12 protein-coding genes are annotated in these 12,088 nt (G+C 70.5%); 8 read left to right on the top strand and 4 right to left on the bottom strand.

From position 1 onward, the window contains the following. Positions 1 to 331 precede the first annotated feature (331 nt). Together ACLL9L_RS07245 and ACLL9L_RS07240 are read left to right on the top strand one after the other, a co-directional pair. A complete protein-coding gene (locus ACLL9L_RS07245; RefSeq protein ID WP_411283972.1) occupies positions 332 to 1,027 on the top strand; it encodes a GAF and ANTAR domain-containing protein in 696 nt (231 codons plus the stop codon). A 48-nt stretch (positions 1,028 to 1,075) separates the two neighbouring features. Then, on the top strand, positions 1,076 to 1,795 hold the full coding sequence (locus ACLL9L_RS07240; RefSeq protein ID WP_411283971.1) for an ANTAR domain-containing protein: 720 nt from the start codon (positions 1,076 to 1,078) through the stop codon (positions 1,793 to 1,795). Between the two features lie 99 nt (positions 1,796 to 1,894). On the opposite strand, the gene ACLL9L_RS07235 is transcribed toward ACLL9L_RS07240, so the two are convergent. Continuing rightward, entirely contained in the window at positions 1,895 to 2,977 is a 1,083-nt protein-coding gene (locus ACLL9L_RS07235; protein WP_411283970.1) for a hypothetical protein, read from the bottom strand. Positions 2,978 to 3,179: 202 nt separating this feature from the next. Between ACLL9L_RS07235 and ACLL9L_RS07230 the strand changes: the two genes are divergently transcribed. The 5 genes from ACLL9L_RS07230 to ACLL9L_RS07210 all read left to right on the top strand — a co-directional run bounded on the left by ACLL9L_RS07230 (position 3,180) and on the right by ACLL9L_RS07210 (position 6,969). Next, the gene (locus ACLL9L_RS07230) at positions 3,180 to 3,863 is read left to right on the top strand and encodes an RNA polymerase sigma factor (RefSeq protein WP_411283969.1); all 684 of its coding nucleotides are present in this window, start codon (positions 3,180 to 3,182) and stop codon (positions 3,861 to 3,863) included. 4 nt (positions 3,864 to 3,867) lie between these two features. After that, entirely contained in the window at positions 3,868 to 4,776 is a 909-nt protein-coding gene (locus ACLL9L_RS07225; protein WP_411283968.1) for an SCO6745 family protein, read from the top strand. A gap of 214 nt (positions 4,777 to 4,990) precedes the next feature. Then, positions 4,991 to 5,131 (top strand): hypothetical protein, encoded by a 141-nt coding sequence (locus tag ACLL9L_RS07220; protein ID WP_411283967.1) that lies wholly within the window; start codon positions 4,991 to 4,993, stop codon positions 5,129 to 5,131. Between the two features lie 152 nt (positions 5,132 to 5,283). Further along, positions 5,284 to 5,976, top strand: coding sequence for a hypothetical protein (locus tag ACLL9L_RS07215; protein ID WP_411283966.1), 693 nt, complete (start codon positions 5,284 to 5,286; stop codon positions 5,974 to 5,976). 69 nt (positions 5,977 to 6,045) lie between these two features. After that, positions 6,046 to 6,969, top strand: coding sequence for an AEC family transporter (locus ACLL9L_RS07210; RefSeq protein WP_411283965.1), 924 nt, complete (start codon positions 6,046 to 6,048; stop codon positions 6,967 to 6,969). 34 nt (positions 6,970 to 7,003) lie between these two features. Here the strand turns inward: ACLL9L_RS07210 and ACLL9L_RS07205 are convergent, their stop codons facing one another. From ACLL9L_RS07205 to ACLL9L_RS07195, 3 genes are all read right to left on the bottom strand, one after another. Beyond that, positions 7,004 to 8,383, bottom strand: a complete 1,380-nt coding sequence (locus ACLL9L_RS07205; RefSeq protein WP_411283964.1) for an NAD(P)/FAD-dependent oxidoreductase — start codon at positions 8,381 to 8,383, stop codon at positions 7,004 to 7,006. A 104-nt stretch (positions 8,384 to 8,487) separates the two neighbouring features. Continuing rightward, positions 8,488 to 9,936 carry an aspartate aminotransferase family protein gene (locus ACLL9L_RS07200; RefSeq protein WP_411283963.1) on the bottom strand — a complete coding sequence of 483 codons (1,449 nt, stop codon included), beginning with the start codon at positions 9,934 to 9,936 and terminating at the stop codon, positions 8,488 to 8,490. Next, positions 9,933 to 10,448 (bottom strand): Lrp/AsnC family transcriptional regulator, encoded by a 516-nt coding sequence (locus tag ACLL9L_RS07195; protein ID WP_411283962.1) that lies wholly within the window; start codon positions 10,446 to 10,448, stop codon positions 9,933 to 9,935. The genes ACLL9L_RS07200 and ACLL9L_RS07195 overlap by 4 nt, the downstream gene beginning before the upstream one ends. 188 nt (positions 10,449 to 10,636) lie before the next feature. On the opposite strand from ACLL9L_RS07195, the gene ACLL9L_RS07190 reads away from it, so the two are divergent. Next, positions 10,637 to 12,085, top strand: coding sequence for a gamma-aminobutyraldehyde dehydrogenase (locus tag ACLL9L_RS07190; protein WP_411283961.1), 1,449 nt, complete (start codon positions 10,637 to 10,639; stop codon positions 12,083 to 12,085). The last annotated feature ends 3 nt before the right edge of the window (positions 12,086 to 12,088 follow it).

Here is a 12,088-nt window from a genome sequence, read left to right as displayed (position 1 = left end):
GCGTCAAGGAACAGGCCCAGCAGGCCAAGGACAAGGCGAAGGACGCCTACGACCGGGCCGAGCCGTCGCCCTCCACGGAGCAGCCCGCAGGCGGGGCGTCCGCCTCGACCAGGTTCTGACGCAACCCAGCCAGTACGCTGAACGTCACGGCAGAGAACCACGACATCGGGCGCCGCGTGGAAACTGGTTGTCACGAGGAAAGGGGCAGTCATGACGTCGGACGACGCACCGACCCCCACCCAGGGCGCCCCGCCCAACACCATCAATGGCTCGGCCCGCGCGCTCTCCCCGGTAGGCCGGGATGGCTGACCCCGACGGTCGGATCGCACGCGTGGACGCGCTGATCAACGCCGAGCCGGCGGCGTCCGATGAGAGGCCAGGAACGATCGGGCGCCTGGAACGGCTGTGCACCGCGCTGGTCCGGGCACTGCCGGCCTCGGGAGCAGGGGTCAGCCTGATCAACGAGGACCACACCGGAGGGGGGATCGCTGCCGCGTCCGCCCCCCTCAGCCGCCGGCTGGAGGAGCTGGAGTTCACCCACGGTGAGGGCCCCAGCGTCACCTCCTTCGACGTGCGGCGACCCGTTCTGGAGCCCGACCTGGCCGGTCGGGGGATGCGGCGGTGGCCGGGGTATGCCCCCGATGCGTACGGGCTCGGCGTCCGGGCCGTGTTCGCGTTCCCGCTGCAGGTCGGGGCCGCCCGCCTGGGCGCGCTGGAGATCTACCGGGACGAGCCGGTCCCGCTCTCCGCCCCGGCCCTGCGTCAGGCCTTCACCTTCGCCGAGGTCGCGCTAGCCCTCCTGCTCGACGGGCAGAACGGCGCCACCGCTGCCGGTCTGGACGACGTGCTGGCCTACCGGGCGGAGGTCTACCAGGCCCAGGGCATGGTCATGATCGACCTGGGGGTCAGCCTGACGGAGGCGATGGCCCGGCTACGAGGCCATGCGTATGCCGAGAACCGGTACCTCAGCGACGTCGCCCGGGACGTCGTGGCGGGTAAACTCGCACTGGACGTGGACTCGGTTTGAGCGCCGGGAGAGTGGGTACAGGGTCATCCGAGTGAGGGAGTGGACATCATGATTGCGGTCGAGAAGCTGGCGGAGGTCTTCGTCGAGTTTGCGGACACCCTCGTTGACGACTTCGACGTCATCGAGTTCCTGGAGATGGTGACCACCCGCACCGCCGACATGAGCCACACGGCTTCCGCGGGGTTGCTCCTGGTCGACGCGCACGGCCAGCTGCAGTTCATGGCCGCCTCCAAGGAGTCGGTAAAGCTGCTGGAGTTGTTCCAGATCCAGAACCAGGAAGGCGCCTGTATGGACTGCTTCCGAAACGGTGCCCCCGTGGTGAACGCCGACCTCAGCCGTGCGCAGGCCCGCTGGCCGCTGTTCGCGCCCCGCGCGGTCGCCGCCGGATTCCGCTCCGTGCACGCCTTCCCCCTGCGACACCGCAAGTCGGTGATCGGGGCGCTCAACCTGTTCAGCACCGACACCGGCCAGCTGGAGCCGGTCGACGTGCGGATCATTCAGGCGCTCGCCGACATCGCGACGATCGGGCTGTTGCAGGAACGCACCATCCACGACGGCGAGATCCTCACCGAACAGCTCCAGGGCGCCCTGAACACCCGGATCACCGTCGAGCAGGCGAAGGGCGCGCTGGCCACGACCCACGGCATCGACGTCGATGCAGCCTTCGAGCTGATGCGCGGCTACGCCCGACGCAACCACCACCGCCTCAGCGACGTCGCGAACGCCGTGCTGACCGACCCCACCAGCCACCCCGAGCTCACCAGCTAGCACCAGGATCGTTGCGGCACGGTGAAATTGCGGCACAAGGAGGCGTCGAGGCGTCCGGGCCGGGAAGCAGTCGTCGATCGACTGCTTCCCGGTGCGTCGTCAGTCGACGGCGACGATGGGGCAGTTGGAGATGACGTTCGCAGCCGGCAGCCCCTTCAGGCTCGGATTGGCCGGACCCGTGCCGGCACCAGTGATGAGTCCTTGGGCGAAGGCGCCCGCGACCTGGCTACCGCTCGTGAGCAGCACCCGCTGACCGGAGGCTATCGCCGCCGTGGTCCACACCACGGGGTGGACGTCCCACACGGGGCTGTAGCGGCCGTTGCCCTGCCCCGGGATGTCCTGGTTGACGTTGAGTGGGTCCCCGTCGCCGCGCAGTGCCGAGTTCAGGCCCTGCCGTGCGGGATTGCCCACCCCGACTGCCCCGTTGACCACGGGGATGATGGCCGATCGAGCGGAGGTTTCCGGGTCGTTCGAGCCGACACCCGGCGCTGCATCCAGGTTGGGCGCGTAGTTGGATCCCTCGGCCGCCGCGACCACCGGTGAGGACGCGTCCAGGTGGAGATAGATGGTGCGGTGTCCGTTCCAGAAGCCGAAGAACGACTTCAGGGTGACCTGGTGGCGGGCGTAGTCGATGGAGACGACCGAGTCGTGCACCCCGGAGGCGTCGGCGACCTGAGCGGCGTCCAGGACGATCCCGTTGCCGGTAGTGATCAGCGGACTGTATGCCGCGTCGCCCACGGACCCGGGTGCGTAGCTGCCACCGGCAAACTCGTTTCCGACCGGGCCGGGCGTGACGACCCTCGTCGGGCTGAAGTCGACGATGCCCGGGAACTGCACCTCGCCACCGACCACGGACGCCTGCTGGACGGCGGCGGTGCCGAGAGCGTGGGCGAGCTTCGGCACGTAGTTCAGGCCGCGAGCCTGGGCATCGGCCTGGTCAGAGTCGTCGGTGACGACGTAGTAGACGGGCTGCCCGTCGTGGCTTCCTTGCAGCAGCGGCAAGGTGACGGTCTCGGCGACGGGATCAACCTTGACGGCACTCCTGATGTCGAGCGTGAAGGAGCTGTCGGAGCCGCCGCTGGCGGCGGCGCCTGGGGCGAGAGCAAGGGCCGAGCTGGCCGCGAGCAGGCCGGCGGCCGTGAAGGCCATCGAACGGCGGGCTGCGAGAGGTGTGGTGCGCATGAGATCTCCTGTGGCTCTGTCGCGGTGGAGAGGGGGGACAGGTCGGGTCAGGTGCCCACCGCGGGATGCGACCTGCCGACATCGGCCTAGTACGGGGAGGAGGTCGGTGCATTACGGCGAAGCGGCTCCCGGCGCCTTACCGGTCGCTTAAGGACTGCTCGCGACCGAGCCACGGCGGCCCGACGCGGTGTTGTCTGGGTCCGTGAAGGCCGAGCAGAGCGAGCAGGATCGACGGCTGGTCGAGCGGCTACGGGCAGGAGATGAGGCAGCGTTCGCTGGGCTCGTGCGAAGCTGGACCCCGGACATGGTCCGCCTCGCCCGAGGCTACGTCCCGAGCCGCGAGGTGGCTGAGGAGGTCGTGCAGGACACATGGCTGGCCATCCTGACGGGCATCGACCGCTTCGAGGGCCGCTCCAGCCTGCGCACGTGGGTCTTCCACATCGTGGTCCGCCGAGCCCAGCAGACGGGGCTTCGGGAACGTCGGTCGTTGCCGTTCAGCACCTTGTGGAACGACGAGCGCGCGCCGGCCGTCGAGGCCTTGCGTTTCCATCCGGCCAACGCCGCTGCGGACGCGCGTGGCTGGATCAGCCCGCCCCGACGATGGGAGGAGCCACCTGACCAGCGTTGGCGCAGCGGTGAGCTGCGTGATGTCATCGACTCCGCCATCTCGGCCCTCCCCCGCCTGCAGCGGCAGGTGGTCACGGCACGCGACGTGTGGGAGTGCGATCCAGCGCAGGTCTGCCGGCTGCTCTCGATCACGACGAACCATCAGCGCGTCCTGCTGTTCCGGGCCCGGGCTCGACTGCGCTCGGCGGTCACGCTCCACCGCGCTGCGGAACGCTCTCGCGGGGCTCTGGCGCCCACACCCCGGTCCACGCCAGAATGACGGCGTGGACTACCTCGAGGCCCAGGCCGCCTTCTTCGCTGCACGTCCGTTGTCCGACCCACCTCCTGCCACGGACGCGTGGCACTCGCCGGCCCGTCGTCTGCGCGATGCCGTGGAACGGATCGCCCTGGTGGATCTGTGGTCGCGGCAAGGTTCCGAGGCGATGGCGGCGATCGGACTCGACTTCCTCGGCGGCTATGTCTGGGGGCGGGGGTCATCCCTGGGCTCGGCCGCACCGGCGGTGGTCGCTGCCTCGTTCGCGGTGTTCGAGCCCGGCCTGGTGGTCTCGCTCATGCAGCAGGCTCGGGAGGTCGCCACGTGGGATCAGGTGCAGCAGGCCAAGCTTGCCGGGGCACTGGGCGCCCTGCGCGAGACGATCGAGGAACCACCCGAGGTCGGGTCCGTCGTCGCCATCATGCGGCGTGGTCTGGCCGCGGCGGACCCGACCGGGCGCGCGCTGTTCGCGGGTCTGGCGTCCTTGACGTGGCCGTCGGAGCCGCTGGGTCAGCTGTGGCACGCGGTCAATCTGCTGCGCGAGTACCGGGGCGATACCCACGTCGCCGTCTGTGTCGCGGCCGGGCTGGACGGCGTGTCGATGAATGTGCTCACAGAGCGGTGGGTCGGCTGGCCGCCGCGGTCCTATTCCGCGACCCGCGGCTGGTCGCCCGCGGCCCTGGATGCGGCATATGCGCGGTTGGGTGAGCAGGGCTGGCTCGACGGCGACGACCTCACGACGGTCGGCCGCTCCCGGCGTGAGGAGCTGGAGCGCCGCACCGACGACGGCATGCACCCGGTGCTCGAGGCCATCGGGCCTGATCTCGACACCCTCGTGTCGGCGTGCCAGCGCTGGAGTCAGGCCCTGGTCACCGCGGGTGTCGTCCCGCCGGACCCCTACAAGGCCGCTGCGGGTTGAGCAGAGTCGATCAGGTCGGGGTTGGGGGATGGCCCACGTCGTGATCTTCCCGGTGCAGCGGGCTGCTCGATGACATCGGGGGGTCGCGCAACGGTCGGCTTGGTCGCGCCTCGATGCTGCTCGGCGCGAGGTTCGGGGAGGGCAAGAGCCACCTGCTCACCCACCTCACCCACCTCGGCCACCTCGCGACCTCGGCCGGGTTCGTGGTGGCACCGTGGTGATCAGCAAGGAGAGCGCGCTGCACGACCCGGCGGAGGTGCTGCGGGCTGCCGTCGAGTCGGCCGTCGCCCCCGATCGCGCGCGGGATGTCGTCGCCGAGGCGGCGGCGGCGTTGGACCGGGGCGGCCCCGGCTAAGCCGAGCTGTTGCGCTGGCTGCGTGGACCCGGCCGCGACGTGAACGAGCGGTTCGACGCGACCCTTCTGCTGCACCAGCGGCTCGGTCGCGACGCGCCCGGCGCCGACGAGGAGTTTCTCGACCCATCGTGCGGTTCTGGTCCGGTGACCCGATGCCGATGCCGGACCTGCGCCGCCAGCTCAAGGCCATCGGCGAGGACAGGACCTGCACGTTCTCCGCGGTCAAGATCCGGGACCTGGCCCGTCAGCGACTCCGGTTCCTGCCGCGGCTCCTGCACGCGGCGGGACACACCGGCTGGGTGGTCCTCTTTGAGGAGGTCGAGCTGATCGGCCGACATTCGCTGCTGCAACGGGGTCGGTCCCGCGCCGTGCTGGCGCGGTGGCTGGTCGGAGACCCCGGCGACGAGGGGGAACCTCTCCTCGCCGTCGCAGCGATGACGGACGATTCGAGGCCGCGGTCTTGTCCGGTGAGGATAACCGTGAGGCCCTGCCCCGCCGGCTGCGGGACAAGCAGACGCAGGAGTATGCCCTGGCTGGCGACGCTCGCGGAACTGGGGATGCAGCACGTCGAGCAGGACCTCCCGCCCCTGGTGCCGCTCGACGAGTCCGAGCTGGACCGCGCGTACCGCACCCAGCGCGAGCTGCACGCAGGGGCCTACGACTGGGAGCCGCCGGACGTCGCGGGTCTAGAAGGCTCGGTGCGACGAGGATGGGTCAGTACGTCCGGGCCTGGATCAACGAAGGGGATCTCGTGCGCTCGACCCGCGGTATCGGCCCACACCGACGTGGTCGACGTCCCCGGCGACTACCGGGAGCTCGCCGGGCAGGACGACGACACCTCCTGATCGCCGCCGTGAGCGCCCACTCTGCGGAGTGGGTCCATCGCCGCGCGGAGGTGATGGCAGGATCGGCGCGTGCTCGGTGTGCTGCAGGGATTTGCCACGATCGGCGCAGTGGTGGGCCTCGGTTTCCTGCTCGCCCACTGGCGGATCCTCGACATCTCGGCGCAGAACCTCCTGTCGAGGCTGGCGTTCTACGTCGCGTCGCCAGCCCTGCTCATCGTCGTCATGTCCCGCACGAGGGTCGAGGCGATCTTCTCGGCCAACCTCGTCGCCTCCTTCGCGAGCGTGGTCATCACCGTGGCGATCTACCTCGCCGTCGCCCGGTGGCGGTGGCGGCCACCACTGGGTGAGAGCGTCATCGGCAGCCTCTGCGCGGCATACGTCAACGCCGGCAACCTCGGCCTGCCCATCGCGCTCTACGTCCTCGGCGACATCTCGCTCATGGCACCCACGCTGCTGATGCAGCTGCTCGTCCTCACTCCCGTGGCGATGGCCGTGCTCGACGGCGAGGCGCGTGGGCATCGGCCCACCCTCGGGACAAGCCTGGTGCGCGTCGTGCGCAACCCGATCACGGCCGGCGCCCTCATCGGCCTGCTGGCCTCCTTCGTCCGCGTCCCGACCCCGGTGCTGCAGCCGATCGAGCTCGTCGGCAACATGGCGGTGCCGGCGATGCTCATCGCCTTCGGGATCTCCCTGCGCCGCGGACCCAGACCGGGGACGGGTGGCTCGTGGTCCCACGTCGCGACCATGGTCAGCCTCAAGCTCGTCGTCCAGCCGCTGGCGGCGGTGTCGGTGGGCTATCTCGCGGTGGGCCTGCGCGGACACGCCCTGTTCGCCGCCGCGGTGACGGCCGCCCTGCCCACGGCCCAGAACGTCTTCACCTATGCCAACCGCTACAACCGCGCGCTGTTCCTGGCCCGGGACGCGATCTTCGCCAGCACCGTCTTGTCGATCCCCGTGATCCTGCTCATCGCGTTCCTCCTCGGCCGACCGTGATGCGGTGGCTGAGCCCACGATCCGGCGGCCCGGCTCAGTGGCCGGTGAGCCGGCTGAGCACCCGAGCAAGCCGGGCGGGCCGTCCGGTGCGGGCCTCCTCCCGGTCGGCCAGCTCCGCCGCGCGCAGGCCGGCGTTGACCCCGAGCCACCGCAGCGGTTCGGGTTCCCAGCTGCGAGAACGGTGCTGGACCCACGGGAGGTCGGTGAGCGGGGTGCGCCGCCCGGTCACCAGGTCGGCGAGCGTCCGCCCGGCAAGGTTGGCCAGGGCCACGCCGTCACCGACGTAGCCCCCGGCCTGTCCGAGGCCGGTCCGGGGGTCGTGACGCACCGACGGGTGCCAGTCCCGGGCGATCCCCAGCGGGCCACCCCAGGCATGGCTGAAGACCACGTCCGCCGTGACGGGCAGGAGGTCGTGGAGCTCCCGGCGCAGGGCCGCGTGCACGCCGGGGTCATGGTCGAACGACGGGTTGATCGCGGACCCGAAGTGGTAGGGGGCGCCCCGGCCGCCGAAGACGATCCGGCCGTCGCTCGTGCGCTGGCCGTAGACGACGAGGTGGCGGTGCTCGCTGAAGGTCTCGTGCCGGCGCAGACCGATCTGCTCCCACATCGTCTCCGGGAGGGGTTCGGTCGCGAGGACGAGGGAGTAGACGGGGGCGACCGCACGCCGGCCCCCGGGCAGCTGGCTGGACCACGCCTCCGTCGCCCGGATGACGTGCCGGGCCCTTACGGTGGCCCCGTTCTCGAGCGCCACGCGTCCCGCCGCCAGCGACCTGACCCGGCTCCCTTCGCGGATCACCCCACCGCGGCGCTCGACGGCAGCGGCGACGCCGCGCACGAGGTGGAAGGGTTGCACCCGGGCGCAGTTCGGGTTGAATGTCGCGCCGTCCAGGCCTGCGACGTCGAGCCGCTCCGCCGCCGCGCCGTGGTCGAGCCATACCGTGCCGGTGCCCCAGTGCCGGGACTCCGCGACCTCCTGCCGGGCGCGCGCACACTGGGCCGGACCGCGCGCGACGACGACGGTGCCGCCGGTCGTGAAGCCGCAGTCGATCCCCTCGGCCCCGGCGACGCGACCGACCTCCTCGACGCTCTCGCGCAGGGCAGCCAGGAGGTCTCGCGTCGACGGGGCCCCGTGCTGACGCGCGAGGGTCGTCGGGCCGACGGGATACAGGGCGGAGACCCAACCTCCGTTGCGACCGCTCGCCCCGAAGCCCACGTGCTCGGCCTCGAGGACGAGCACCGAGATCGACGGGGCGCCCTGGAGGAGGTAGTACGCCGTCCAGAGACCGGTGTAGCCGCCGCCCACGATGCACACGTCGACGAAGGCGTCGTCCACCAAGGGCGAGCGTCGGCCGGTCACGTCACGCGGGTGGAACCCGTCCCACCACAGCGGGTAGGTCACCACAGGGTCGGTCACCACAGGGTCGGTCACCACAGCGGGTCGGTCACCACAGCGGGTCGGTCACCACAGCGGGTCGGTCACCAGGACGGTGCGGCGCACCAGGACGGTGCCGCGCACCGTCACATCCGGGCCGACGCCCCGTCGAGGACGGAGCGCAGCCGTGACGTGATGTCGGCGAACTCGGGCTCGCCGATGATCAGCGGCGGGGCGAGCTGGATGACCGGGTCGCCACGGTCGTCGGCGCGGCAGTAGAGCCCGGCCTCGAAGAGCGCCCTGGACAGGTAGCCGCGCAGCAGCCGCTCCGACTCGTCCTCGTTGAACGTCTCGCGCGTCTCCTTGTCCTTGACGAGCTCGATGCCGTAGAAGTAGCCCTCGCCCCGGACGTCGCCGACGATGGGCAGGTCGAGGAGGCTCTCGAGGGAGGCGCGGAACTTTGGGGCGTTCTCCCGCACGTGCTCGTTGAGGCCCTCGCGCTCGAAGATGTCGAGGTTGGCCATCGCGACGGCCGCCGAGACCGGGTGTCCGCCGAAGGTGTAGCCGTGCGGGAACGACGTCGTGCCGGTGCGGAACGGCTCGAACAGCCGGTCGCTGGCGATCATCGCGCCGATGGGGGAGTAGCCGGACGTCATCCCCTTGGCGCAGGTGATGATGTCGGGCACGTAGCCGAAGTCGAGCGAGCCGAACATCGACCCGGTCCGTCCGAAGGAGCAGATCACCTCGTCCGAGACGAGCAGCACGTCGTACTCGTCGCAGATCTCGCGGACCCGCTCGAAGTAGCCCGGGGGTGGCGGGAAGCAGCCACCGGAGTTCTGCACGGGCTCGAGGAAGACCGCGGCGACGGTGTCCGGGCCCTCGAACTCGATCGCTTCCGCGATCCGGTCGGCAGCCCACAGCCCGAACGCCTTCGGGTCGTCGCGCAGCGCCTCGGGAGCCCGGTACTGGTTGGTGTTGGGCACCTTGAAGGCCCCCGGCACGAGCGGCTCGAACATCTCCTTGGCCGACGGGATCCCGGTGATCGACAGCGCGCCCTGCGGGGTGCCGTGGTAGGCGACGGCGCGGCTGATGACCTTGTGCTTGGTCGGCTTGCCGACGAGCTTGAAGTACTGCTTGGCCAGCTTCCACGCCGACTCGACGGCCTCGCCGCCACCGGTGGTGAAGAAGACCCGGTTGAGGTCGCCCGGCGCGTGGTGGGCCAGCCGCTCGGCGAGCTCGATGGCGCGCGGGTGGGCATAGGACCAGAGCGGGAAGAAGGCGAGCTGCTCGGCCTGCTTGGCTGCGGCCTCGGCGAGCTCGGCCCGGCCGTGCCCGACCTGGACGACGAACAGCCCCGAGAGGCCGTCGATGTACTCACGCCCCTGGTCGTCCCAGATCTTGTGGCCCTGGCCCCGCACGATCACGGGCACCTTCGCGCCGAGCCCGCCGTTCTCGGTGGGCTCGTAGACGGAGTGGCGAGTGAAGTGGCCCCAGAGGTGGTCCCGGGCGGCGTCGGCGTATGCCGTGCCCGCCGGCGTGCGGGCCACGCTCGCCTCCGGGGTCGGTTGCTGGACGGGTGATGGTGCAGTGGTCATCGGGTTCCCCAGTTGTAGTGCTGCTTGTTGAGCTTGAGATAGACAAAGGTCTCGGTCGACCTCACGCCCGGGAGCCGGCGGATCGCGGTGGTGAGCAGGGTCAGCAGGTGGTCGTCGTCCTCGCAGACGACCTCGGCGAGGAGGTCGAAGCTGCCGGCCGTGGTGACGACGTAGGACACCTCGGGCAGCTCGCCCAGCGCCTCGGCCACCGGGGTCACGTCGCCCTCGGTGCGGACGCCGATCATCGCCTGCCGCCGGAAGCCCACCTGGAGCGGGTCCGTCACGGCGACGATCTGCATCACGTCCGCGTCCAGGAGCTTCTGGACCCGCTGGCGCACCGCGGCCTCGGAGAGGCCGACGGCCTTGGCGATGGTGACGTAGGGCTGACGACCGTCCTGCTGGAGGTGCTCGATGATGCTCTTGGACACCTCGTCGAGCACCGGAGCGGCGGGCGGGGCGGGTGCCGACGCCCGGGCCCCGCCTGCCGAGGGGCCCTTCCGTCGTGGTGTCATGGGTCCGATGGTGTCGCGTTTGTCGTCGGAACGCAACCCAATGAGCCACGAAATCTAGTGTGCAGCATGAAGAAATAGACAGATTTCGTTGACAGGTGTCTCAAACACTGTTGATCTGGCCCGTGGATGGCTACAGTCTGGGTGAGCAGCGGGACCCCGTACCCGTGGCGTCAGCCGAGGAGAGATTCGTGAGCCAGCCCGTCCGTGTCCTGCGCAGCTTCGTCAACGGTGACTACCTCGACCCCGAGAGCGCCGCGACGAGCGACATCATCGACCCGTCCACGGCCAAGGTCGTCGCCACCGCTCCGGTCTCGTCGGCCGCCGACGTCGACGCGGCATACCGGTCGGCGGCAGCCGCCTTCGAGACGTGGGGCGAGACCACGCCGAGCGAGCGCCAGCGCGCGATGCTCAGGTTCGCCGACGCCGTGGAGACGCGGGCCGACGAGTTCGTCACCCTCGAGGCAGAGAACACCGGCAAGCCGCACGCCCTCACGGCGAGCGAGGAGCTCCCCCCGATGCTCGACCAGCTGCGCTTCTTCGCCGGCGCGGCCCGGGTGCTCGAGGGCCGGGCCGCGGGGGAGTACCTCAAGGACCACACCTCGTGGGTGCGCCGGGAGCCGATCGGCGTCATCGGCCAGGTGACGCCGTGGAACTACCCGATGATGATGGCGGTCTGGAAGATCGGCCCGGCGCTCGCGGCCGGCAACACGGTCGTGCTCAAGCCCAGCGACACGACGCCCGAGACGACGCTCCTGCTCGCCGAGATCGCGTCCGAGTTCCTGCCGGCCGGGACGTTCAACGTCGTGACGGGAGACCGCGACACGGGCCGCGCCCTGGTCGAGCACCCCACGCCCGCGATGGTCGCCATCACCGGTTCGGTGCGCGCCGGGACGCAGGTGGCGGAGTCGGCCGCCCGGGCCGTCAAGCGAGTCCACCTCGAGCTCGGCGGCAAGGCTCCCGTTATCGTCTTCGACGACGCCGACATCGAGGCTGCCGTCGAGGGCATCGCGATCGCTGGGTACTTCAACGCCGGCCAGGACTGCACCGCGGCCACGCGGGTGCTCGCCGGACCCCGGATCCACGACGACTTCGTGGCCGCGCTGGGGGAGTATGCCCGCAGCCAGGCCAAGGTCGGCATGCCCGACGACGGCGACGCGCTCTTCGGCCCGGTGAACAACGCGGGCCAGCTCGACCGCGTCCGGGGCTTCCTCAGCCGGCTGCCCGACCACGCGACGATCGGCGCCGGCGGGTCGCGGGTGACCAGCCTGGGCGACGGATTCTTCCTCGAGCCGACCGTCGTCTCCGGACTCCACCAGGACGACGAGGCGGTCCAGGACGAGATCTTCGGGCCGGTCATCACCGTCCAGCGGTTCACCGACGAGGCCGAGGCGCTCCGGTGGGCCAACGGCGTCGACTACGGCCTCGCCTCGAGCGTGTGGACGAAGGACTTCGGCCGGGCGATGCGGGTCTCGAAGGCGCTCGACTTCGGATGCGTGTGGATCAACACCCACATCCCCGTCGTCGCCGAGATGCCGCACGGCGGGTTCAAGCGCAGCGGCTACGGCAAGGACCTGTCGATGTACGGGTTCGAGGACTACACCCGGATCAAGCACGTGATGGCCAACATCAGCTCCTGACCC

Origin of the sequence: Lapillicoccus sp. (assembly GCF_046595215.1) — a bacterium.
Taxonomy (GTDB): domain Bacteria; phylum Actinomycetota; class Actinomycetes; order Actinomycetales; family Dermatophilaceae; genus Lapillicoccus.
The sequence above is the reverse complement of the archived record's forward strand: the minus strand, read 5'-3'. Positions and strand labels throughout refer to the sequence as shown.